Origin of the sequence: Aminobacter sp. HY435 (genome assembly GCF_027568395.1) — a bacterium.
Classification (GTDB): Bacteria; Pseudomonadota; Alphaproteobacteria; order Rhizobiales; family Rhizobiaceae; genus Aminobacter.
The window spans coordinates 14,095-35,913 of sequence record NZ_JANKZL010000006.1; the positions used below are offsets into that span (position 1 = coordinate 14,095).

The following is a 21,819-nucleotide window of genomic DNA, read 5'->3' on the forward strand; positions in this document are numbered from 1 at the left end:
CCTTGCCAAGCGGTTTTTTGCGGTGCCGCAAGGGCTTTGGTCACCGCCCGAAAACGAGCACCCGGTCGTTGTCGCCCAAATCCTTGTGCTGGGAGACCAGCCGATATCCGGCCTGCTCGAATATGCCGGTCACGTCGCCGCGCTGATCGTGGCCGATTTCGACGCCTACAATGCCATCGCTTTCGAGATGGCTGGAAGCGGACGCCGCGATTTCCCTGTATGGCTCAAGACCGTCCGGGCCGCCGTCAAGCGCGCGACGCGGATCAAAGTTGCGAACCTCGTTCTGCAAATCCTCGATCTCTGATGACCTGATATAGGGAGGGTTTGAGACGATTACATGGTAGAGACCGTCAATTTCGGCGAACCAGTCAGATTTTTTTGCCGAAAAGCGCGACGAAACTCCGAGACGCCCGGCATTGGCCGCAGCAGTCCGCAGGGCATCGTCCGAGACATCGACGCCGGTCGCGACGGCATGGGCCTCCTGCGTGACCAGCGCCAGCGCAATCGCCCCGGTGCCGGTTCCGAGGTCGAGGACGCGGCAAACACCCGTCCGCGCGGCAATCTCGCGGACGAACGGCAGCACGGCATCGACAAGTGTCTCCGTGTCGGGGCGCGGCTCCAGCGTCTCGGCTGAAAGTCCAAGCTTCATGCCGTAGAAGTCGCGATGCCCAAGGATGCGGTGCACCGGTTCGCCCGCTATGCGGCGGTCGAGCGCCCGTTCGATTTCGGCCACATTGCCAATCATCCGGTCCGGCGTCGAAATCGCATCCGTGCGCGTGGTGCCGGAGAAATATTCGACGATCAGCCGCGCGTCCAAGGCCGCATCGCCAACGCCGCCGTCGACAAGGCGTTGGCGCGCATGGCGCAGGAGTTCACCGAGCGGACGCTCAGCCATCCGTGCCCATGTCTGCCAGAAGCTTCGACTGGTGATCGGCGATCAGCGCATCGACGACCTCGTCGAGCTCGCCCATCATCACCCTGTCGAGCTTGTAGAGCGTCAGGTTGATGCGGTGGTCGGTCAACCGCCCCTGCGGGAAGTTGTAGGTACGGATGCGTTCGGAGCGGTCGCCCGAACCGACCTGCGACTTGCGCGACGAGGAACGCTCCTCGTCGGCGCGGCTGCGCTCCATGTCGTAGAGGCGGGCGCGCAGGATCTGCATGGCGCGCGCGCGGTTCTGGTGCTGGGACTTCTCCGCCTGCACCACCATGATGCCGGTGGGCAGGTGCGTGATGCGCACCGCCGAATCAGTGGTGTTGACGTGCTGACCGCCCGAGCCCGAGGCGCGCATCGTGTCGATCCGGATGTCCTCGGAGCGAATCTCGATGTCCACCTCCTCCGCTTCCGGCAGCACCGCGACTGTCGCGGCCGACGTATGGATGCGCCCGCTGGCTTCGGTCGCCGGCACGCGCTGGACGCGGTGCACGCCCGACTCGAACTTCAGATGCGCGAATACGCCCTTGCCGGAAACGGTCGCGATGATTTCCTTGAAACCGCCGGCGTCGCCATCGCTGGCGGAAGCGACTTCGAAGCGCCAGCCGCGCGACGCCGCATAGCGTTCGTACATCCGGTAAAGATCGCCGGCAAACAGCGCCGCCTCGTCGCCGCCTGTGCCGGCGCGGATTTCAAGGATGGCGTTTTTCTCGTCGGCCGCGTCCTTGGGCAGCAACAGGATCTGGATTTCCTGCTGCAGCGCCTCGATACGGTCCTCGACATCCGGCTTGTCCATCTCGGCAAGCGCGCGCATCTCGGCATCGGTGCTCTTGTCCGACAGCATCGCATCGAGATCGGCAAGCTCCGCCTCGGCGCCGCGAAGCTCGCGGATCTTGGCGACGAGCTCCTGGATGTCGGAATACTCCGACGCGAGCTTCACATAGACATCGGGGGCTGGGCCGGCAGACATCTGCGCTTCGAGCATGTCGAAACGCTTGACGACTTGGTCCATGCGGTCGTTTGGCAGGCTGATCATAGGGGTATGGAACGGTCGTCCGCAAAGGCCTGGAGCAACGCGCGCATCGGCAGGTTGGCCGCAGGTCCGGAAAGATTGTCGTCGAGGAACGCTTTGAGTTCCCCGAGCGGGAGTTCGGTGAGCATCGCCTTGACCGGGCCGATCGACGCCGGCGACATGGAGATCGAACGGTAGCCAAGGCCGAGCAGCGCCATCGCCGAAATCGGCTTGCCAGCGAGTTCGCCGCACAGCGTGACCGGCGTGTGGTTGCGCGCCCCAGCCTCGGCGATCTGCCTCAGCACCCTGAGGAACGGCACCGACAGCGGGTCGAAGCGGTCGGCCAGCTGGGTGTTGCCGCGATCGGCGGCCATGACGAACTGGAACAGGTCGTTCGAGCCGACGGAGACGAAGTCTACCGTCTGCATCAGTTCGTCGAGTTGCCACAGCAGCGCCGGCACCTCGATCATCGCGCCCAGTTTCAGGCTGGTCGGCAGATGATGGGCGAAGCGCGACAGGTGGCGTACCTCGCGGTCGATGATTTCGCGGGCCTGCGCGATCTCCGACAATTCGGTGACCATCGGCAGCATGACCTTGAGCTCACGCCCGCCCGAAGCCTTGAGCAGCGCCCGGATCTGGGTGCGCAGCAGGCCGGGACGGTCGAGCGTCAGGCGAATGGCGCGCCAGCCGAGCGCGGGATTTTCTTCTTCCTGCACCGAGCCCTTGAAGTAGGGCAGCACCTTGTCGCCGCCGATGTCGATGGTGCGGAAGGTTACGGGGCGGCCTTTCGCCGTGTCGAGCACGTCGCGATAGAGCTTCTCTTGCGCCTCGGCGCGCGGGAAGGTCGAAGCGACCATGAACTGCAGTTCGGTGCGGAACAGGCCGATGCCGGCGGCACCCGCTTCGGCAAGCTGCGGCAGGTCGACCGCAAGGCCCGCGTTCATCAGCAGGTCGATCTTGACGCCGTCCTTGGTTTCGGACGGGCGCTTGCGCAACTCGCGGTACAGCTCCTGCCGGCGGGCGCGAAAGCGCACCTTCTCGGCATAGGCAGCCTCGAGATCGGGCTGCGGCCGCAGGTGGATCGTGCCTTCCTCGCCATCGACGATGATCGGATCGCCGTTTTCCGACATGGAAACGGCGCCCTTCATCTGTCCGGCGACGGGGATGCCCATGGCGCGCGCCACGATGACGACATGGCTGGTCGGCGCGCCGTCTTCGAGCACGAGACCGCGCAGGCGGTCGCGGGGATAGTCGAGCAGTTCGGCAGCCCCCATCGAGCGGGCAACGACAATGGCGTCCTTGGGCAGCGAGGCGGCGATCGATTCGGGACCACGGCCCATAAGCTGGCGCAACAGCCGGTTGGCGAGATCGTCGAAATCGCTCATCCGCTCGCGCAGATAGGGGTCGGTCATGTGCAGCATGCGCGCGCGCATGTCGCTCTGCACCTTCTCGACCGCCGCTTCCGCCGTCAGGCCGTTGCGGATCGCCTCTTCCAGGCGGCGCACCCAGCCGCGGTCATTGGCGAACATGCGGTAGGCTTCGAGAACCTCGCGATGCTCGCCCTCGAAGGCGACGTCGCGGCGCGACAGCATGTCGTCGATCGACAGGCGCAGTGAGCCGAGCGCATCCTCGAGCCGGCGCAACTCCTCGTCGCTGTCTTCGTTGAACAGGTTGGTGACGACGATGCGCGGCTCGTGCAGCACGACATGGCCGAGGCCAACGCCTTCGTTGAAGGAAATGCCGGTGAAAGACGCAGGGCGCGTCATGTCCAGTTCGAGACCGGGACGGCTGAGCCGGGCGATGTCGCCCGAGGCGATCATTTCGGCGATGACCATCGCGGTCGTTTCGAGCGCCTCGATCTCGTCGTCGCGGTAGTGCCGCATCGTCTTGTTCTGCACGACCAGGACGCCGAGTGTCCGCCCTGCCCTGAGCACCGGAACGCCGAGGAACGAGTGGTAGATCTCTTCGCCCGTCTCCGGCAGGTAAGCAAAGGCCGGATGTTCCTGGGCGTTGGAAAGGTTCAGCGCGCGCGCACTGGCGGCAATCGTGCCAACCAGACCTTGACCGAGCCTGAGCTGGGCGAGGTGGACCGCATTGGGATTCAGACCGACTGTAGCGTAGAGTTCGAGCACGGAGTCGGCGCGCAGCACATAGAGCGAGCAGACTTCCGCCACCATGTTGGCGGCGATGTCGCGCACGATCCTGTCGAGCCGTTCCTGAGGCTCGAGGGGCTCCGCCATCAACTCGCGGAGCCGTTTCAGAAGTACGCGAGGCCCTGCGGCCATGTCACGTATCATTCACCGTCTCCAATGCTTTGGAAACCGGCGCGGCACATGCTGCACGCCGGCAACGCGGTGACGCGCGATTCCTTATACTACTGCTTATCGAGACCGTAGACGGAATGCAAAGTCCGAACAGCAAGTTCAGTATACGGACCATCGATCAGGATCGAAATCTTGATCTCCGACGTGGTGATGGCGCGAATATTGATGCCCTTCGAGGCCAGCGCCTGGAAAGCGGTGGCGGCAACGCCCGCATGACTGCGCATGCCGACGCCGATGACCGACACCTTGGACATGCCCTCGTCGTGCTGGATGGCGTCGAAGCCGATCTCGGGACGGATCCTCTCGAGCACCGTCAGCGCCTTGTTCACGTCGCCTGAAGGCACGGTGAAGGTCATGTCGGTGAACTTGCCGTCCTCGGAGATGTTCTGGACGATCATGTCGACATTGATGTTGGCCTCGGCCAGCGGTCCGAAGATCCCACCAGCGACGCCCGGACGGTCGGCGACGCGGCGAAGCGAGACCTGTGCTTCGTCCTTGGCGTAGGCGATTCCGGTGACGACCTGCTGTTCCACGATTTCTTCCTCGTCACAAATGAGAGTACCAGGCGGGTTGAGAAAATCGCCCATTCCGGGCGCATCCGGATCATCGAAGGACGAGCGCACGAAAGTGCGGACCTTGTGCACCATGGCGAGTTCGACCGAGCGCACTTGCAATACCTTGGCGCCGAGCGAGGCCATTTCGAGCATTTCCTCGAAGGAGATCTTCGACAGCCGGCGCGCCTTCGGCTCGATGCGCGGGTCGGTAGTATAAACCCCGTCGACGTCGGTGTAGATATCGCAGCGATCGGCCTTCACCGCGGCGGCGATTGCGACCGCGCTGGTGTCGGAGCCGCCGCGACCGAGGGTGGCGATACGGTTGTCCGGGCCAATGCCCTGGAAGCCGGCGACGACGGCGACCTGGCCCTCCTGGAAACGCTTGATCAGGAACGAGCCGTCGATATCGAGAATGCGCGCCGCGCCGTGCGCATTGTCGGTCTTGATCGGGATCTGCCAACCCTGCCACGAGCGGGCGTTGACGCCGATGTTCTGTAGCGCAAGCGCCAAAAGCCCGGCCGTCACCTGCTCGCCGGAAGCGACCACGGCATCATATTCGCGCGCGTCATGCATGGGCGAGGCATCGCGGGTCCAGGCGACCAGTTCGTTGGTCTTGCCGGCCATCGCCGAAACAACGACCGCGACCTCGTGGCCGGCATCGACTTCACGTTTGACATGCCGCGCCACATTGCGGATTCGGGCGATGTCGGCGACGGATGTCCCGCCGAATTTCATCACGATGCGCGCCATGGAAGCGAAATGCCCTTGCCTATGCGCCGGCCCGGAGGGGTCGGTAAAATGAGTGAAAATACCGCCTGCCAACGCGGTACCGAATGCGCGGCCTCCATAGCCAAAACACACGCATTCCGCAAGGACGCCCAGCCAGACAAATCACCGCGCCTCGCTTTGCCGGCGCAACATGCATCGACTGGCCTTTGCGCCAACCGCAAACGACGCAAGCCCCCGGCCCGAGACATCGGCGCGACTGAAACGCCGGAAATCGCAGGCGGGACCGCCCGTCGGCAGCGAGATATCGCACGCAGGCTCTGCAGCCTCATCATGACGCCGCAACACTGCGGAAAACCTGAGCGCGAACGCTGCCGCCTGCCCGCCCACACCCGTTTTCCGCGACCCTTCGCAACCACTCGGCGTCAAAACGTACCTTGACAATCCGGGCTCCAAACCCGACTTCCTTGCGCTCGAAGGAGACCACATCCATGGCAGAGCCCCGCCCATCGACCATCGATGCCGGAGAAGTCGAGCGTTTCTCGGCACTATCAGCCGAATGGTGGAACCCGAATGGAAAGTTCCGCCCGCTGCATAAGTTCAACCCGGTTCGCCTGGGCTACATCCGCGACCAGGTCGCGCAACGTTTCGGCCGCGACACCCACGCGGCGCGCCCTTTCGAGGGCCTGCGCATCCTCGATATCGGCTGCGGCGGCGGCCTGTTGTGCGAGCCGATGTCGCGCCTGGGGGCCGAAGTCGTCGGCGCCGATGCGTCGGCGACCAACATCGAAGTTGCCAAGATCCATGCGGCTGACGCCGGCGTGACAGTGGACTACCGCGCCACGACAGCCGAAGACTTGGCTGATGCGGGCGAAAAATTCGACGTCATCCTCAACATGGAAGTCGTCGAGCACGTCGCAGACGTCGACCTGTTCGTCAAGAAGTGCGGCGAGATGGTAAAGCCCGGCGGCATCATGTTCGTCGCCACCATCAACCGCACCTTCAAGGCGCTCGGCCTCGCCATCGTCGGCGCCGAATACGTTCTGCGCTGGCTGCCGCGCGGTACCCACCAGTATGGCAAGCTTGTACGTCCCGAAGAACTCGACAAGGCGCTCATCGGTGCCGGCCTCGCCACCATCGACCGCACCGGGGTGACCTACAACCCGCTCTCCGACCGCTGGCAGAAATCCCGCGATATGGACGTCAACTACATGGTGCTGGCCGAAAAGGCCGCCTGAGGCCTGCTCTCCTGCTTCGCCAGGATCAGGCGTCGCGCCCCCGATGGTCGCCACGCCTGAGACTTGCACCGGCGTCCGGACCTTGGAATGGTGAGTTCGCCATGACGGGATCGAGGACCATGACACCCGAGGATGTCAGACGGATCGCCCTGGAGCTGCCCGGGGCGACGGAGAAATCGCATTTCGGCAAACCCGACTTCCGCGTGCGCGACCGCGTCTTCGCCACCCTGCCCGAGGACGGCAACGCGGTGATCAAGCTGACGCGCGACCAGCAAGAGATGATGTGCGGAGCCGAACCCACTGTCTTTCAGCCGGTGGATGGCGGCTGGGGCAAGCAGGGCTGGACCCGGGTGATGCTGGACGTGGCCGACGAGAAGACGTTACTCAGCGCCCTGGTGACGGCCTGGCGCAACACCGCGCCGAACACATTGCGCAAGGCGTTCGATCTGGCGGGCGGGTGAGCTTGCGGGTGCTCGGCGTTAGCTGGGGTCTTCTGCAAGAAGCCTTGAGTGGCGGGACGCGGCGCCAGTCCGCGAGTGCGCGCTTGGATCGATTGCCGCTGTTCTGCACCGGACTTGCGGTGGATAGGTCACGACATGGATCCCCGACGCCGCTCCACAAGGGCGCCGGTCAGCGGGCCTGCTTTGGCCCAACTGCCGCAGGCATGGCCCTTCAGCTCAACCACCACCGGCGAGTGAGGCAGTGTGAAAAGGCTCAGTTCCGGTCGTCGGGAAATACCGGCAGCGGCATGAACTCGATGCCGTCTTCGGCGAGGCCCTGGGCCTCCTCGATGGTGGCGGCGCCATAGATGCCGCGAGCCTCGGTTTCGCCGAAGTGGATCTTACGCGCTTCCTCGGCGAACTTGTCGCCGACATTTTCAGCGTTCTCACGCACTTTTGCCGACATTTCCTTGAGCGCAGCCATCATCTTGCGCTGCTCGTCGCCGAGCGCGAGCGCCATCTTTTCCTGCTTGCGCGAGGTCGAAACGGCAGGCGCCATCAGCGCCTTTTCGATTCTCTGCGAGCTGCATTCCGGACAGGAGACAAATCCACGCTTGCGCTGGGTTTCAAAGTCGTCGTTGCTGCGGAACCAACCCTCGAACTCATGCGCATGGTCGCAGTGGAGCGAAAAGCGGATCAAGATGCGGCGCCTCTCAAAGCCCCCTTGCCCCCCTGCAGCGATACGTCGAACTCGCGCGCATTCTTGAGATTTGGAATCTTCTTGCGCGCATCGGCGGAGTGTCGCGTATCGATCTCGGCAACGATCACGCCCGGCTCATCATGGTCGGCCTCGGCAAGTATACGGCCCCACGGATCGATGATCAGCGAATGACCGAAGGTCTCGCGGCCGTCCTCGTGCTTGCCGCCCTGCGCCGACGCAATGACGAACGCGCCGTTCTCGATGGCGCGGGCGCGCAGCAGGAAATGCCAGTGGGCAAGCCCGGTCTGGCGGGTGAACGCCGCCGGCACGGTCAGGATTTCGGCGCCGGCCAGCGCTTCCGCGCGGAACAGTTGAGGGAACCGCAGGTCATAGCATATGGCGAAACCGATCTTCGCCAACGCGGTGTCGGCGACAACAGCCTCTGTCCCCGGTTCGTAGGCGGACGATTCGCGCCAGCTCTCGCCATTGTCGAGATCGACGTCGAACATGTGGATCTTGTCATAGACGGCGAGCGTGCCACCGTCCGGCCCGAACAGGAAGGCACGGTTGGCAAGCTTGCCATCGGGACGCACGATCGCCGTCGAACCGACGTGGAGATGAATGCCGAGCTCGGCCGCAAGCTTGCGCCCTGAAGCGACGATCAGGTCGCGATCCTCGGATGTGAAGGCTGCAGCCCGCGCATCCTTGTCACCGACCACGGCGCCGGTCATTTCCGGCGTCTGTATGTAGGTGGCGCCCTTGCCGGCTGCCTCGCGCACAAGCGCCTCGAAATCGCGCGCGTTGCGTTCCGGCTCCTTGCCCGAGCGCATCTGCACAGCTGCCGCCTTGAAAATCGCCATCATCTGTCCTCGGTCTACGCGCCGGTTGCCAAAAGCGTGTCTAGCCTGCCCTGCTCGTCGAGATCGTGCAGGTCGTCGCAACCGCCGACATGGGTGTCGCCGATAAAGATCTGCGGGAACGTTGCCCGCCCGTTGGCGCGCGTGATCATTTCCTGCCGAAGCTCAGGTGAGAAGCTAGCGTCATGTTCGGTGAATGCAACGCCCTTGCGCTCCAGCAGGCGCTTGGCCGCAGTGCAGTAGCCACACATCATGCGCGTATAGATAGTCACATCGACCATGACGAAATTCCGTTGTCCTTGGTCGACTATATAGTGTCTGCCTCGTCGGGCCGGAAGTCCCCGGGAAGCACGCGCGCGAAGGTCAGCACATCGACGGCGCTGGCTCCGCCCTTTTTCAATGCGCGGGCCACCGCCGCAACAGTTGCGCCCGTCGTGTAGACGTCGTCGACCACCAGCACGCGCCGGCCGCGAATTTCGATTTCAGTCTCGTCAGGAACGGCGAACGCCGCCCGCACATTCTCCTCGCGCTGCCGTTGGCCGAGCCCGATCTGCTGGCGCGTGCGCTTGATGCGGCGAACGGCAGTCGGCGCATATGGCAGAGCGGCGAGCCTGGCGATGTTGCGCGCCAGCTCGGCCGACTGGTTGTACTGACGCCAGAAGAACCGACGCCAGTGCAATGGCACGGGAACCACGACCTCGGCATCGGCGATCAACTCCGAGCCGGCGCGCAGCATCCAGCGCGCCATCCACGGCGCAAGATCGGTTCGGTCGTTGAATTTGAGGCCCTGCACCATCTGCCGCGCGACGCCCGAATAGGCCACCGCCGCCCTGGCGCGTGAAAAAGGCGGCGGATTGGCGATGGCCTCGGCCGACAGGAAGCCGGCGCCGAAATCATGGCTGAACGGTGTACCCATCACCTCGCACCATGGCTTTTCGAGGAACCGCAGCTTTGGCCAGCATGTAGCGCACAATGAGCCCGGTTGGGTGACCTGCCGGCGGCAGCCGGCGCAAGCAGGTGGAAACAGCAGGCGTCCGGGCCAACCGGCAACGGCAAAAGCGAGGCTCTTGAACTCCGGCATTGGATCGGCCACTTGAGCGTGATGTCGGGCGAGCATAGCAGAAACCCGACGATGAAGGACATCGCACGTGCAAGCAATCTTCGACGCCAGCATCATCATCGCCCATCGCCGGCGCGCATTGGCGCAAGGCGTGACCGGCGCTGATTTCCTGATCGCCCGCGCGGCTGAAGACCTCGCCGACAGGTTGGCCGTCGTCGAGCGTAAGTTCGACCGGGCGGCGGCGCTTTTCGGCGTCAGTCCGGCAGCTACCGCTGTGCTGGCGGCCAGTGGCAAGGCCACCGAGGTGCTCAGGATCGAGGCGGATGAAGCGTTTCTCGGCGGCGGCCCGGGCATCGTGTCGGATCCCGAGACGATTGCGCTCGAACCTGCCAGCATCGACCTCGCGGTATCTCTCCTGGCCCTGCAGGAAGCAAACGACATTCCCGGCCAGTTGATCCAGATCAGGCGGGCGCTGAAGCCCGACGGCCTTTTCCTTGGCGTGCTGGCGGGTGCCGGCACCCTGGCCGAGTTGCGCGAAAGCCTGCTGGCGGCGGAGACCGAACTGACCGGCGGAGCGAGCCCACGCGTGATCCCCTTTACCGATGTGAGGGATGCCGGAGGCCTGCTGCAGCGAGCGGGTTTCGCCCTGCCTGTCGCCGATGTCGAAACGGTGACCGTCCGCTACGACACGATGTTCGGGCTGATGGCGGACCTGAGAGCGATGGGCGTCACCAGCGCGCTTGCGGACAGGTCGCGAAAGCCGGCAACCAGACGGCTGTTCCAACGCGCGGCGGAAATCTACGCCGAACGGTTTTCCGATCCGGATGGACGGGTGCGCGCAAGCTTTTCTTTTGTCTGGCTGTCGGGCTGGGCGCCGGATGCGTCGCAGCAGAAACCGCTCAAGCCAGGTTCGGCACAGGTGTCATTGGCCAGCATTCTGGGCGACGAGAAACAAGATTGAGCTATTGCAGCGCCCGTCTGATCTCGCTGTCGTTGTGGCCCCACAGCAGCTCCAGCTGACTGGCGAACTGCCGGAAGCCCCCGAGCATCGCCACGGCAATCAGAACGGCAATCAACCCGTATTCGATTGCCGTTGCGCCACGTTCGTCCTTCAGGAAACGTAAGATCATCGGTCGCGTCCACCCGTCTGGTCGGGCATACCTAGCAGCCACAGCTTAAGAAAGGTTAACGACGCAGCCTTAACGGGGTGTGAAGCCCGGGGCCAACGGGTCAGCAATCGCCGAGCCGCGCGCCGTTCTCGCGGATGACGCAGACGGAATTGGGCGACTGTTGCAGCACGCTGCGGCGCAAAGTGTAGTTGCTGCCGCGACCGATGGATCCGGTCGATGTGAAATCCAGCCCGTCAAGGCCGGCCTGGCCGATCAATGGACGCGTCTGGTCGGCGAGATAGGGCGTAGCGAAGAGAGCGATGGCGACGGCCACGAAGCCGAAAAGCAGCGCCACCCGCAGGATGCCGGCGCTCGCCCTAGCGGCCGTGGATTGGCGCTCGGGGCGGATAAGATCCCACTCCTTGTCAGCCTGCATCGGCCCCGTCCCCTCGTGAAATCCCATCTCGGTGCGCACCCATGCAGTTGGCGGCAGCTCAATTTTTCACGATTGGATAAACTTTGCCTTAACGCTGGCAATGCTTGCGTCCAACAGGACGCGCGGCGCTGCAAGGCGAGCCGCGTCAGAGCAGGTCGATGAGGAACGGAATCAGCGGCTCATCCGCAGGCGGCATGGGGTAATCGCGCATCTGCTTGGGACGGACCCACTTCAGCGCCTGGCCTTCCTTCGCTTCCGGTATGCCCCAGAAACGGCGGCAGATGTAGAGCGGCATCAGCAGGTGGAAGTCGTCATAGCTGTGGCTGGCAAAGGTCAGCGGCGCCAGGCAGGCAATCTTGGTTTCGATGCCAAGCTCCTCGCGCAGTTCGCGCACAACGGTCTCTTCCGGCGTCTCGCCCGGCTCGACCTTGCCTCCGGGAAACTCCCACAGCCCGGCAAGCTGCTTGCCTTCCGGCCTCTGGGCCAACAGCACGCGCCCGTCGGCGTCGACCAGCGCGCAGGCAGCCACCAGCAGCATGCGTTTTCCCTGTTGGCTCAAGTCATGCCTCCGGCGCGCGGCGATAGTGATAGCGATAGACTTCCTTGAAGCCCATCTTCTTGTAGAGGCGGATTGCGTCTTCGTTGGCGGCCTCGACCTGCAGCCAGGCCTGGCGAGCCCCCCTCAGACGCGCCCATTTGAGCGAAGACAGGATAAGGCGGCGACCAAAGCCCTTGCCGCGCTCGGCTTCGGTCGTGGCGATCTCGAACAGCCCGGCAAGGTCGGTGTCGTGCACGCAAATCGCCGATGTAACCGGTTGCTCATCCTGCTCGAGCACGAACAATCCCGCTTCCGGCTGTATGGCGCCGATGATCTCGGACAGCCCCGGGCGCAGCGACGCATCAAGGCCGTGCACCGCCATCGAGGCGCTGACGAAGCGGCCGATATCCTTGAGCGGGATCTGGTCCATGGCGTTTTCGACAATGCCGTCATCGAGCGACAGCCGCATCACCATGGATTCCGAAAAGACGCTCCAGCGCTCGCGGTCGAGATGGGCGGCGATCGCCGGCCCCGACAGCGGCGACATGCGGAAGGTCAGCGGCCGGCCATAGGCCTCGAAGCGACGGCTGGCGCGGGCGATGCGGTCGGGAATGTTGCGGATGTCGGCCGGATCGAGCGGATTGACCGAATTCAGCCGCTTGGCCGGGTGGCCCGCGGTAAGCCTGACCAGCCACGTGCCGTCATAATGAACCGCCGCCGCCGGCCACGCGCGAAATCCCGCCGCTTCGTAGCGGCGGACAATCGCGAGTTCGTGCGAAGGGCGGTTCTGGTTCACTATCAGCTCCGGTAGTCGCCATTGATGGCGACGTATTCCTTGGTCAGGTCGCAGGTCCACACCGTGGCCTTGCCCCGGCCCAGGCCGATATCGGCGCGGATGAGTATTTCGTCGCCCTTCATATAGGCCGATGTCGCCGCTTCGGAATAGTTCGGGTCGCGCTCGCCGTTGTGCGCGAGGCGATTGTCGCCGAACCAGATCGACAGCAGGTCGCGATCGGCTGGTTCGCCGGCCTTGCCGACCGCCATCACGACGCGGCCCCAGTTGGCGTCCTCGCCGGCAACCGCCGTCTTGACCAGCGGCGAATTGGCGATCGACAGCGCGATGCGCTTGGCCGAACGCGCCGACTTGGCGCCGGTGACGGTGACTTCAACCTGCTTGCGCGCTCCCTCGCCGTCGCGGACAACCTGCAGCGCAAGCGCCTTGAGCATCTTGTTGAACGCCCGGCGGAACGAGGCAAGCCGCGCATCCTTGGGGTCGCTGATCTGGGGCGCGCCGCGCTTGGCAGCCGCACCCGTCGCAAACAGCATCAGCGTGTCGGAGGTCGAGGTGTCGCTGTCGACGGTGACCGCATTGAAGGTCTTAGCCGTGCCGCTCGACAGCATGTCCTGCAGCACCGCGGCCGAAATCGGCGCGTCGGTGGCAACGAAGGAGAGCATCGTCGCCATGTCGGGCGCGATCATGCCGGCGCCCTTGGCGATGCCGTTGATGGTAACGTCGGCGTCCCCGAGCTTGACGGTTGCCGTCACCACCTTGGGGTAGGTGTCAGTGGTCATGATGGCCTTGGCGGCCTCGCTCCACTGGTCAGGCTTGGCGTCCTTGACCATGCCCGAAAGCAGGTGGCTGAACTTGCCGGCGTCGAGCGGTTCGCCGATGACACCGGTGGAGGCAAGGAAGACATCACCGGGCGTGCAGCCGGCGGCCTTGGCAGCAGCCTCGCCGGTCAGCGTGGTGGTCTCGCGGCCCTTCTTGCCGGTGAAGGCATTGGCATTGCCGGAATTGACAACCAGGATGCGTGCCGTGCCGCCGGCAAGGTTCTGGCGGCAGAAATCGACCGGCGCAGACGGGCATTTCGAGCGCGTGAAGACGCCGGCGGCCGCAGTGCCCTCGTCGAATACCATGGCGAGCACGTCGGTGCGGCCCTTGTACTTGATGCCCGCTTCGGCGGTGGCGATGCGCACGCCCTCGATGGCGGGCATCTTGGGATATTTCTTGGGTGCGAGCGGGGAAACGGCTGTCGACATCAGGGAACCTCTGCGGGCTCGGGAAACGGTTGAAGTTGGCTCCGTTTGCCCGATAGCGCGAGGCTTCGCAAGGCGTTTTCACCTCACGAACGCATGGTCCCACCTCAGCGCACAACCGGATTGAGAAAGCGGCCGAAGCGCCGGTGCCCTGCGGGGATCAGCCCCGGATCATCATGGCGACCATCAAAGGCACAATCAGCAGCGTGCGCTGTCAGGGCGGCATCTCCCACGACCACCCGAGAGTGATCTTGCCAAGCGCTGGCATAGGGCGCGACGCCGATATCGAGCCACAAGCAAAAAGGGCGACGCCACAAGCGCCGCCCTTCTCAACAAAATATCGGCGAAAAATTATTTCTGCGCGTCGATGGCGTCGATGGCCTTCTTCAGCTCCGGATCGGTGATGTCGACCTTGGCGCCATCGCGAACCTGCTTGACCAGTTCGATGTACTTTTCGCGGATGAGCAGCGACTTGACCTGGTCCTTCACGGCGTCGAATGCCGGCGGCTGCTGCGCACGCTTGTCCTCGAGCTTGATGATGTGCCAGCCGAACTGGCTCTGCACCGGCTCCTTGGTGTAGGCGCCGACGTCGAGCGCCATGGCTGCCTTCTCGAATTCCGGCACCATCTGGCCGGGACCGAAATAGCCAAGGTCGCCGCCCGAGGTCTTGCCGCTCGGATCGGTGGTGTGCTCGTTGGCCAGCTTCTGGAAGTCGGCGCCGCCGTCCAGCTGCTTGACGATGGCGTCGGCCTCTTCCTTGGTCTTGACCAGGATGTGGCGCGCATGAACCTCGTTGACTGGCGGGGTCGCTGCGATTTCCTTGTCGTAGCGGGCGCGGATCTCGTCGTCGGTGATCTTGCCTGCAACTTCCTTGTCGACCATTTCGCCATGCAGGGCGCGCTGGCTGAGGAACGCCATCTGGCGCTGGAACTCGGCATCCTTGTCCAGGCCCTGCTCGGTTGCCTTGGCGGCCATCAGGCGAATTTCGATGATCGACGAAAGCGCTGCGGCGCGACGCTGTTCGGGCGGCAGGCGGCCGAACTGGGCGCCGAGATCCTTCTCGGCGAGAGCGATGTCGGCCTCGGTCACCGGCTGGCCATTGACGGTGGCAACGACCGCATTCGGGTCAACAGCCGCAGCGGCCGGAGCAGCCGGCTGGGCCGGCGCAGATTCCTGCGCGGCGAGCGGCAGGGACGATAGTGCCACGAGGCTGGCTGCAAGCCCGACGCGGGCAAGCGAGGCACTACGGAACGAAAAAGACATCTAGACTCTCCGGTGGTGGAATGACCGTAGTTCCAAATCAACCTGAATGTGGCGAAATTTGGCGTCTCCGGCAGGTTCCCTGCAACGTTGACATAAGGTGTGCCCCCTCTTATCTGTCCATCGTCTTCGCGTCCAGAACCGTTTTGGGCTGGCGCTTTTCGTGTTGAATCTGCCACCCGTCTCACCCCGGCAGTTTCGGCCGGCAGACAGTCGGCTTCATTCGAATTGAAAGGGCCACTTGATGGTCAGTCTCGGCGGTCTCGCCCGTAAGATTTTCGGTTCCTCCAACGACCGCCGCGTCAAGTCGACCCGGCCCCGGGTGGAAGCGATCAATGCACTGGAAAATGAACTTCAGGCCCTGACTGACGAACAACTGCGTGCCCGCACCGAGCAGTTCCGCCAGGATCTCGCCAACGGCGCCACCCTCGACGACCTCCTCATTCCGGCATTCGCCACGGTGCGCGAAGGCGCCAAGCGTGCACTTGGCATGCGGCCCTTCGATGTCCAGATGATCGGTGGCATGGTGCTGCACGGTCGCGGCATCGCCGAAATGCGCACCGGCGAAGGCAAGACGCTTGTCGCCACCTTGCCCGTCTATCTCAATGCGCTGACCGGCAAGGGCGTGCACGTCGTTACCGTCAACGACTACCTCGCCAGGCGCGACGCCGAATGGATGGGCCGGCTCTACAAGTTCCTCGGCCTGTCGGTCGGCATCATCGTGCACGGCATGTCCGACGAAGAACGCCGCGCCGCCTACGCCTGCGACATCACCTACGCCACCAACAACGAACTCGGCTTCGACTATCTGCGCGACAACATGAAGTACGAGCGCGCCCAGATGGTGCAGCGCGGGCACTTCTTCGCCATCGTCGACGAAGTCGACTCGATCCTGGTCGACGAGGCGCGCACGCCGCTGATCATTTCCGGTCCGCTCGAGGACCGTTCGGAAATGTACAACACCGTCGACGCCTTCCTTCTCAACCTGGTTCCGTCCGACTACGAAGTGGACGAAAAGCAGAAGACCGCCATCTTCACCGAAGAAGGCACCGAGAAGATGGAAAACCTGCTGCGAGCGGCCGGCCTGTTGAAGGGTGAGTCGCTCTACGACGTCGAAAACGTCGCCATGGTCCATCACGTCAACAACGCGCTCAAGGCGCATCGCCTGTTCCAGCGCGACAAGGACTACATCGTCAAGGATGGCGAGATCGTCATCATCGACGAGTTCACCGGCCGCATGATGCCCGGCCGCCGCTTCTCCGAAGGCCTGCACCAGGCGCTGGAAGCCAAGGAACACGTGGCGATCCAGCCCGAGAACCAGACGCTGGCCTCGGTCACCTTCCAGAACTACTTCCGCATGTACGAGAAGCTCGCCGGCATGACCGGCACGGCGCTGACGGAAGCCGAAGAATTCGGCAACATCTACAATCTCGAAGTCACCGAAGTCCCGACCAACCTCCCCGTCAGCCGCATTGACGAGGACGACGAGGTCTACCGGACGGTGGAAGAGAAGTACAAGGCGATCGTCCGCGAGATCAGGGAAGCCAACGCAAAGGGCCAGCCCACGCTGGTCGGCACCACCTCGATCGAAAAGTCCGAGCAGCTCGCAGAGCGCCTGCGCAAGGACGGCTTCAAGGACTTTGAAGTTCTCAACGCCCGTCATCACGAGCGCGAAGCCTCTATCGTCGCCCAGGCCGGCAAGCCCGGTGCCATCACCATCGCCACCAACATGGCCGGCCGCGGCACCGACATCCAGCTCGGTGGCAACGCCGACATGCGCATTGCCGAAGAACTGGCCGAAGTGCCTGAAGGTCCCGAGCGCGAAGCCAAGGAAAAGGCGATCCGCGAGGACGTCGCTCGCCTCAAGGAAAAGGCGCTCGCCGCCGGCGGCCTCTACGTGCTTGCCACCGAACGCCATGAAAGCCGCCGCATCGACAACCAGTTGCGCGGCCGTTCCGGCCGTCAGGGCGACCCGGGCCGCTCGAAATTCTTCCTGTCCTTGCAGGACGACCTGATGCGCATCTTCGGCTCCGATCGCATGGACGGCATGCTCCAGAAGCTTGGCCTCAAGGAAGACGAGGCCATCATCCATCCCTGGATCAACAAGGCCCTGGAAAAGGCTCAGAAGAAGGTCGAGGCCCGCAACTTCGACATCCGCAAGAACCTGCTGAAATACGACGACGTGTCGAACGACCAGCGCAAGGTGGTGTTCGAGCAGCGCATCGAGCTGATGGACGCGACCAGCCTGACCGACATCGTCGGCGAAATGCGCCAGGACGTGATCGAAGATCTCGTCGCCAAGCACATTCCCGAAAACGCCTATGCCGAGCAGTGGGATGTCACCGGCCTCAAGGAAGGCGTGATCCAGTATCTCAACCTCGACCTGCCGGTCGAACAGTGGGCCAAGGAAGAAGGCATCGCCGAAGAGGAAGTGCGCGAGCGCATCACCGCCGAGGTCAACAAGGCAGCAGCCGACCGCGCCGAGCGCTTCGGACCCGAGGTCATGACCTATGTCGAACGCTCGGTGGTGCTGCAGACGATCGACCATTTGTGGCGCGAACACCTGGTCAATCTCGACCACCTTCGTTCCGTTGTCGGCTTCCGCGGCTACGCCCAGCGCGATCCGCTCAACGAATACAAGGGCGAGGCGTTTGAGCTGTTCCAGGCCATGCTCGGCAATCTCCGCCAGGCTGTTGTCTCCCAGCTGATGCGTGTCGAACTGGTCCGGCAGGCGGCCGAAGCACCGCTGCCGGAAGCGCCCGAGATGCATGGCCACCACATCGACGGCACCACCGGCGAGGACGATTTCGGCGAAGGCTCCTCGGTCTCCCTGCTCGAGGAAGCCCGCGTCGTCGCCGAAGAGGACCGCGACCCCAACGATCCGGCGACCTGGGGCCGCATCGGCCGCAACGAGCCCTGCCCCTGCGGCTCGGGCAAGAAGTACAAGCACTGCCACGGCACGTTCGCCTGATCGAAGGCAGGCTTGAAAGTTCAGCGGCGACCTATTGGAGCGCCGTGCGTCCGAATGGACTCACAAAGGACGCTCCAGGTCTTTGAAACTACGCATCGTGCTTGCCGAAAATCGATTCCGATTTTCGGCAAGCACGATGCGTAGGTCGCCGCTTCTTTTGGTCCTATATGTGCCTGTAGTTGGCGATGTCGGCCTTGATGCCGAGCCGCGCGATCAACTCCTGCGGGTTGAAATTCGCCTGGGCATGCATCGCCTGGACCTTGGCCTTGGCTGGCGCGATTGCCGCCTCGCTTTCCCACTCGACGATCGTGATGACGTTGTGCTCGCCAGGCGCCGCCGGCTGCGCCAGCAGCATGTCCTGCAAGAAGCCCGGCTGCACCCTCAGCAACTCATGCGTCTGCAGGACCTTGCCGAGAAATTCGGCGCGCGCGCCATCAGGAACGGTGAACCTGTCGACCCTGTAGATACGCTGTGCCTTGCTTGCGTTCTGATCCATCTCTTTTCCCTCTCTTCGCTTTGACGAAACGACTTGTGCAACCTCAACCAAAGTTAAGGTCAAGCGCAATTTTCAGATCGCCTAAGATTTTTGTGGCAGATCAGGACGGCTCGCTGTTCGCAAGCTCGATGAGATTGCGCAAGGCGGCAACGCCTTGCCTGTTGATATGCCGTCGTCCGAGCGCGATGTTCATGCGCATGGCGATCTCCTCGGGATCCGCTCCGCGCAGTTCGGACAGCCGCTCGACGCCGATTTCCTCGAGATAGCGAAGCATCGTCGGACCGATGGAATGCGCCTGCAGCATCAGTTTTCGTTGTTCCGGCGAGATCATGCGCTCCCCATTGGCCAAGATTGCCGCCCAACCGTTTCTTAATGGCTCTGACGTAGACCCTCACGGGTATTGGCGGAAGATGGAGTTGTAACGAGTGCGTTTTTCCGCAGCGACAACGGCCGAGCGCTTGCTGCCGGGGCAGATCGCCTCGCGCGCCATGCCACTGCTGCGCCGGGTCGACGCTGTGCTGTTCAGCGCAGACGAGCGCGGCGAAGCCGGACGCATGTCGCTGCTTGCGTTTGCCGTCCGTATCGTCAGCGCAGCGATTGCCTTCGTCAGCCAGGTCCTGCTGGCCCGCTGGATGGGCAGTTTCGAATACGGCATCTTCGTTCTGGTCTGGGTGACGATGGTCATCGTCGGCAGCCTGTCGTGTTTCGGATTCCACACCTCCGTCATACGCTTCATCCCCGAGTACCGCGAAAAGGGCATGCTGGCGGAACTGCGCGGCGTACTGGTGGCCAGCCGGCTGTTCGTGCTCGTCGCCTCGACCATCGTCGCTGCACTCGGCATCGGCGGTGTCTGGCTGTTTTCCGGCGCCATCGAAGGCTACTACGTCGTGCCGTTCATCCTCGGTATGTTCTGCCTGCCGATGCTGGCCCTGTCGGACGTTCTGCAGGGTCTGGCGCGAGCCAACTCCTGGGGCCTTGCCGCCCTGGTCCCGACCTACATCACCCGGCCGGTCCTGATCCTGGTGTTCATGGCAGGCGCGATCTGGAGCGGCTTTGCGCCGACCGCCGAGACGGCGGTCATCGCCGCCATCCTGGCGTCCTACATCACCACCATCAGCCAGCTGATCCGGGTCACCGCACGGACCGACAAGCGCGTCCCGGCAGGGCCGCGCACCATTCGCCTCGGCTACTGGCTGAAGATTTCGCTGCCCATCTTCCTGGTCGAGAGCTTCTTTTTCCTGCTGACCAACGCCGACGTGCTGATGGTCGGCGTCTACATGCCGCCCGACCAGGTGGCCGTGTATTTCGCCACGGTCAAGACGCTGGCGCTGGTGCATTTCGTCTACTTCGCCGTCAAGGCCGGCGTCGCCCAGCGCTACGCCCATTTCAGCCATGGCGAACCGGCGAAGCTTGCCGCCTTCGCCCGCGAGACGGTGTCGTGGACTTTCTGGCCGTCGCTCGCCATGGGCCTGCTGGTGCTGTTGCTCGGCAAGCCGCTGCTGATCCTCTTCGGCCCCGAATTCGACGCCGGCTATCCGCTGCTTTTCCTTTTGGTGTCCGCCGTGGTGGCGCGCTCGGCGGTTGGTCCTTGCGAAAGCCTGCTCACCATGAGCGGCAACCAGAATATCTGCGCCGTCGTCTATGCCGCAACGCTGGCGCTGAACATCGGCCTGAATGTGGTGCTGATCCCGAGCCTGGGACTTTGGGGCGCGGCGATCGCCACGTCCGCAGCGATGATTTTCGAAGCCACCGCCTTGTCCGTCACCGTCTGGCACAAGCTCGGCATCGCCATGGCCGTTTTCATCCCCGCTCGGCATAGCCTGGAGAAAGCCTGATGGTCGCCATCCCGCTTCTTGAAGAGACCAGCAGCGGCGGCGCTGCAAGCTCGATGATTGCCGGGTTCGCGGGCGTTGCCGACGACCTGCCGGGCACGGCGCAACTGGAACTTGCTTCAAACGAGCGCCCGCTGCGGACGCTGGCCATCTATCCGGCATCCGCGGGCTTCGATCTGGTCGAGGAACTCGACCATCTCAGCGCCCGCACGATCGAACCGAACGTCTTCTTCAACCCGCGCTTCCTCGCACCGGCCATGCCGCGCCTCGAGGATCGCGAGGTCCGTCTGGCCGTCATTCGCGACGGCAGCGAATATCGCAGCAGGCTGCGCCTTCTCGTGCCCTACTCGGTGGAGAAGCCAGCCGTACCGCTTGGCGTTCCCGTCATGCGCACGTGGTCGAGCCCGTTCGGCCCACTCGGCACGCCGCTGCTCGACCGCGACGACCCGGAAGGCGTGATCGCCGATTTCTTTGCCATGCTGGCGCGGCCGCATCTCAAACTGCCCAAGGTCTTCGTCTTGCCGGACATGCGCCTCGACGGCGCGGTGGCCCGCATGTTGAGTGCGGTTGCCGACGTCAATGGGCTGCCCCTCCAGGTCACAGGTCGATTTGATCGCCCGTTCCTCGAAAGCAATCTCGAAGGCGACGAATACCTCAAGGCTTCGCTTGGCAACCGCCACTACAAGGAATTTCGCCGCCTCGGACGGCGGCTGGCCGACCAGGGCCTCGTCGAGCACAGGGTCGCCCGCAGCGAAGACGAGGTGCGACAAGGCCTCGAGCAGTTCCTGACGCTGGAGGCCTCGGGCTGGAAGGGCCGCAAGCGCACCGCCATGGCAACCGATCGCTACCGCGCCGCTTTCGCGCGCGAAGCGGTGCATCGGATGTCCGAGCACGACCTTTGCCGCATCCACTCGCTGACGCTTGATGGCCGAACCATAGCCAGCCTGGTCGTCTTCATCGAGGCCGGCGTCGCCTATACCTGGAAGATCGCCTATGACGAGACCATGGCGACATTCTCGCCCGGCGTGCTGCTGATGATGGGCGTCACCAGCCAGCACCTCGACGATCCCAACATCGTGATGACCGATTCCTGCGCCGTACCGGACCATCCGATGGTCGGCAAGATGTGGAGCGAGCGCAGGCCAATGGGCACGCTGGTCATCGGCCTGACGCCCGACGCCGACCGCCTGACCCGCCAAGCCGCCTCGCAGCTCCACCTTTACCGGCAAACGCGCAATCTGGCGGTCAGGCTGCGTGACCGCGTGCGCCGACTGGTCAGTCGGCGCTGAGGCATTCGC

General features: G+C 63.8%; 22 protein-coding genes. 6 read left to right on the plus strand and 16 right to left on the minus strand.

Annotation, left to right across the window (positions count from 1 at the left end):
• Window positions 1-40 precede the first annotated feature (40 nt).
• The 4 genes from prmC to PCJ21_RS09410 all read right to left on the minus strand — a co-directional run bounded on the left by prmC (window position 41) and on the right by PCJ21_RS09410 (window position 5,571).
• Window positions 41-895: a peptide chain release factor N(5)-glutamine methyltransferase gene (prmC, locus tag PCJ21_RS09395; protein WP_269931138.1), complete on the minus strand. Its 855-nt coding sequence runs from the start codon at window positions 893-895 to the stop codon at window positions 41-43.
• Window positions 888-1,967 (minus strand): peptide chain release factor 1, encoded by a 1,080-nt coding sequence (gene prfA, locus PCJ21_RS09400; RefSeq protein ID WP_269931139.1) that lies wholly within the window; start codon window positions 1,965-1,967, stop codon window positions 888-890. The genes prmC and prfA overlap by 8 nt, the downstream gene beginning before the upstream one ends.
• On the minus strand, window positions 1,964-4,240 hold the full coding sequence (ptsP, locus tag PCJ21_RS09405; RefSeq protein WP_442865991.1) for a phosphoenolpyruvate--protein phosphotransferase: 2,277 nt from the start codon (window positions 4,238-4,240) through the stop codon (window positions 1,964-1,966). Before ptsP ends, prfA begins: the two co-directional genes overlap by 4 nt.
• Before the next feature lie 77 nt (window positions 4,241-4,317).
• The gene (locus PCJ21_RS09410) at window positions 4,318-5,571 is read right to left on the minus strand and encodes an aspartate kinase (RefSeq protein ID WP_269931140.1); all 1,254 of its coding nucleotides are present in this window, start codon (window positions 5,569-5,571) and stop codon (window positions 4,318-4,320) included.
• A 467-nt stretch (window positions 5,572-6,038) separates the two neighbouring features.
• Between PCJ21_RS09410 and ubiG the strand changes: the two genes are divergently transcribed.
• Both ubiG and PCJ21_RS09420 read left to right on the plus strand, forming a co-directional pair.
• Entirely contained in the window at window positions 6,039-6,785 is a 747-nt protein-coding gene (ubiG, locus tag PCJ21_RS09415; protein WP_269931141.1) for a bifunctional 2-polyprenyl-6-hydroxyphenol methylase/3-demethylubiquinol 3-O-methyltransferase UbiG, read from the plus strand.
• 119 nt (window positions 6,786-6,904) lie between these two features.
• Window positions 6,905-7,246, plus strand: a complete 342-nt coding sequence (locus PCJ21_RS09420; RefSeq protein WP_269931142.1) for an MmcQ/YjbR family DNA-binding protein — start codon at window positions 6,905-6,907, stop codon at window positions 7,244-7,246.
• Window positions 7,247-7,499: 253 nt separating this feature from the next.
• Here PCJ21_RS09420 and PCJ21_RS09425 read toward each other — a convergent pair whose 3' ends face one another.
• From PCJ21_RS09425 to PCJ21_RS09440, 4 genes are read right to left on the minus strand one after another with little or no spacing between them, the layout of a single operon-like run.
• Window positions 7,500-7,925: a DUF1178 family protein gene (locus PCJ21_RS09425; protein ID WP_269931143.1), complete on the minus strand. Its 426-nt coding sequence runs from the start codon at window positions 7,923-7,925 to the stop codon at window positions 7,500-7,502.
• Window positions 7,922-8,785, minus strand: a complete 864-nt coding sequence (locus tag PCJ21_RS09430) for a carbon-nitrogen hydrolase family protein (protein ID WP_269931144.1) — start codon at window positions 8,783-8,785, stop codon at window positions 7,922-7,924. Before PCJ21_RS09430 ends, PCJ21_RS09425 begins: the two co-directional genes overlap by 4 nt.
• Window positions 8,786-8,799: 14 nt before the next feature.
• On the minus strand, window positions 8,800-9,063 hold the full coding sequence (grxC, locus tag PCJ21_RS09435; RefSeq protein WP_269931145.1) for a glutaredoxin 3: 264 nt from the start codon (window positions 9,061-9,063) through the stop codon (window positions 8,800-8,802).
• Window positions 9,064-9,089: 26 nt separating this feature from the next.
• Entirely contained in the window at window positions 9,090-9,875 is a 786-nt protein-coding gene (locus PCJ21_RS09440) for a ComF family protein (RefSeq protein ID WP_269931146.1), read from the minus strand.
• A gap of 55 nt (window positions 9,876-9,930) precedes the next feature.
• Here PCJ21_RS09440 and PCJ21_RS09445 point away from each other — a divergent pair, with 55 nt between their 5' ends.
• Window positions 9,931-10,803, plus strand: a complete 873-nt coding sequence (locus tag PCJ21_RS09445) for a methyltransferase domain-containing protein (protein WP_269931147.1) — start codon at window positions 9,931-9,933, stop codon at window positions 10,801-10,803.
• 1 nt (window position 10,804) lies between these two features.
• On the opposite strand, the gene PCJ21_RS09450 is transcribed toward PCJ21_RS09445, so the two are convergent.
• The 6 genes from PCJ21_RS09450 to PCJ21_RS09475 form a co-directional block, all read right to left on the minus strand.
• Window positions 10,805-10,972, minus strand: coding sequence for a Flp family type IVb pilin (locus PCJ21_RS09450; RefSeq protein ID WP_269931148.1), 168 nt, complete (start codon window positions 10,970-10,972; stop codon window positions 10,805-10,807).
• A gap of 100 nt (window positions 10,973-11,072) precedes the next feature.
• Window positions 11,073-11,387, minus strand: coding sequence for a hypothetical protein (locus PCJ21_RS09455; protein WP_269931149.1), 315 nt, complete (start codon window positions 11,385-11,387; stop codon window positions 11,073-11,075).
• Window positions 11,388-11,532: 145 nt separating this feature from the next.
• A complete protein-coding gene (mutT, locus tag PCJ21_RS09460; RefSeq protein WP_269931507.1) occupies window positions 11,533-11,925 on the minus strand; it encodes an 8-oxo-dGTP diphosphatase MutT in 393 nt (130 codons plus the stop codon).
• Between the two features lie 22 nt (window positions 11,926-11,947).
• Complete coding sequence (locus PCJ21_RS09465) at window positions 11,948-12,721, minus strand: GNAT family N-acetyltransferase (protein ID WP_269931150.1); 774 nt, start codon at window positions 12,719-12,721, stop codon at window positions 11,948-11,950.
• 2 nt (window positions 12,722-12,723) lie between these two features.
• Window positions 12,724-13,965, minus strand: coding sequence for a bifunctional glutamate N-acetyltransferase/amino-acid acetyltransferase ArgJ (argJ, locus tag PCJ21_RS09470; protein WP_269931151.1), 1,242 nt, complete (start codon window positions 13,963-13,965; stop codon window positions 12,724-12,726).
• A 348-nt stretch (window positions 13,966-14,313) separates the two neighbouring features.
• Complete coding sequence (locus PCJ21_RS09475; RefSeq protein WP_269931152.1) at window positions 14,314-15,225, minus strand: peptidylprolyl isomerase; 912 nt, start codon at window positions 15,223-15,225, stop codon at window positions 14,314-14,316.
• Between the two features lie 241 nt (window positions 15,226-15,466).
• On the opposite strand from PCJ21_RS09475, the gene secA reads away from it, so the two are divergent.
• On the plus strand, window positions 15,467-18,193 hold the full coding sequence (secA, locus tag PCJ21_RS09480; protein WP_269931153.1) for a preprotein translocase subunit SecA: 2,727 nt from the start codon (window positions 15,467-15,469) through the stop codon (window positions 18,191-18,193).
• A 163-nt stretch (window positions 18,194-18,356) separates the two neighbouring features.
• Here the strand turns inward: secA and PCJ21_RS09485 are convergent, their stop codons facing one another.
• Window positions 18,357-18,689, minus strand: a complete 333-nt coding sequence (locus tag PCJ21_RS09485) for an antibiotic biosynthesis monooxygenase family protein (RefSeq protein WP_269931154.1) — start codon at window positions 18,687-18,689, stop codon at window positions 18,357-18,359.
• Between the two features lie 100 nt (window positions 18,690-18,789).
• On the minus strand, window positions 18,790-19,038 hold the full coding sequence (locus tag PCJ21_RS09490; RefSeq protein ID WP_269931155.1) for a hypothetical protein: 249 nt from the start codon (window positions 19,036-19,038) through the stop codon (window positions 18,790-18,792).
• A gap of 76 nt (window positions 19,039-19,114) precedes the next feature.
• On the opposite strand from PCJ21_RS09490, the gene PCJ21_RS09495 reads away from it, so the two are divergent.
• Together PCJ21_RS09495 and PCJ21_RS09500 are read left to right on the plus strand one after the other, a co-directional pair.
• A complete protein-coding gene (locus PCJ21_RS09495) occupies window positions 19,115-20,524 on the plus strand; it encodes a lipopolysaccharide biosynthesis protein (RefSeq protein ID WP_269931156.1) in 1,410 nt (469 codons plus the stop codon).
• On the plus strand, window positions 20,524-21,810 hold the full coding sequence (locus tag PCJ21_RS09500) for a GNAT family N-acetyltransferase (protein ID WP_269931157.1): 1,287 nt from the start codon (window positions 20,524-20,526) through the stop codon (window positions 21,808-21,810). The genes PCJ21_RS09495 and PCJ21_RS09500 overlap by 1 nt, the downstream gene beginning before the upstream one ends.
• The last annotated feature ends 9 nt before the right edge of the window (window positions 21,811-21,819 follow it).

What these genes read in the sequence shown, in the direction of transcription:
- prmC (WP_269931138.1), bottom strand. Translation starts at nt 895, where the DNA reads ATGGCTGAGCGTCCGCTCGGTGAACTCCTGCGCCATGCGCGCCAACGC.
- prfA (WP_269931139.1), bottom strand. Translation starts at nt 1,967, where the DNA reads ATGATCAGCCTGCCAAACGACCGCATGGACCAAGTCGTCAAGCGTTTC.
- ptsP (WP_442865991.1), bottom strand. Translation starts at nt 4,240, where the DNA reads ATGATACGTGACATGGCCGCAGGGCCTCGCGTACTTCTGAAACGGCTC.
- PCJ21_RS09410 (WP_269931140.1), bottom strand. Translation starts at nt 5,571, where the DNA reads ATGGCGCGCATCGTGATGAAATTCGGCGGGACATCCGTCGCCGACATC.
- ubiG (WP_269931141.1), top strand. Translation starts at nt 6,039, where the DNA reads ATGGCAGAGCCCCGCCCATCGACCATCGATGCCGGAGAAGTCGAGCGT.
- PCJ21_RS09420 (WP_269931142.1), top strand. Translation starts at nt 6,905, where the DNA reads ATGACACCCGAGGATGTCAGACGGATCGCCCTGGAGCTGCCCGGGGCG.
- PCJ21_RS09430 (WP_269931144.1), bottom strand. Translation starts at nt 8,785, where the DNA reads ATGGCGATTTTCAAGGCGGCAGCTGTGCAGATGCGCTCGGGCAAGGAG.
- grxC (WP_269931145.1), bottom strand. Translation starts at nt 9,063, where the DNA reads ATGGTCGATGTGACTATCTATACGCGCATGATGTGTGGCTACTGCACT.
- PCJ21_RS09450 (WP_269931148.1), bottom strand. Translation starts at nt 10,972, where the DNA reads ATGATCTTACGTTTCCTGAAGGACGAACGTGGCGCAACGGCAATCGAA.
- PCJ21_RS09455 (WP_269931149.1), bottom strand. Translation starts at nt 11,387, where the DNA reads ATGCAGGCTGACAAGGAGTGGGATCTTATCCGCCCCGAGCGCCAATCC.
- mutT (WP_269931507.1), bottom strand. Translation starts at nt 11,925, where the DNA reads ATGCTGCTGGTGGCTGCCTGCGCGCTGGTCGACGCCGACGGGCGCGTG.
- argJ (WP_269931151.1), bottom strand. Translation starts at nt 13,965, where the DNA reads ATGTCGACAGCCGTTTCCCCGCTCGCACCCAAGAAATATCCCAAGATG.
- PCJ21_RS09475 (WP_269931152.1), bottom strand. Translation starts at nt 15,225, where the DNA reads ATGTCTTTTTCGTTCCGTAGTGCCTCGCTTGCCCGCGTCGGGCTTGCA.
- secA (WP_269931153.1), top strand. Translation starts at nt 15,467, where the DNA reads ATGGTCAGTCTCGGCGGTCTCGCCCGTAAGATTTTCGGTTCCTCCAAC.
- PCJ21_RS09485 (WP_269931154.1), bottom strand. Translation starts at nt 18,689, where the DNA reads ATGGATCAGAACGCAAGCAAGGCACAGCGTATCTACAGGGTCGACAGG.
- PCJ21_RS09500 (WP_269931157.1), top strand. Translation starts at nt 20,524, where the DNA reads ATGGTCGCCATCCCGCTTCTTGAAGAGACCAGCAGCGGCGGCGCTGCA.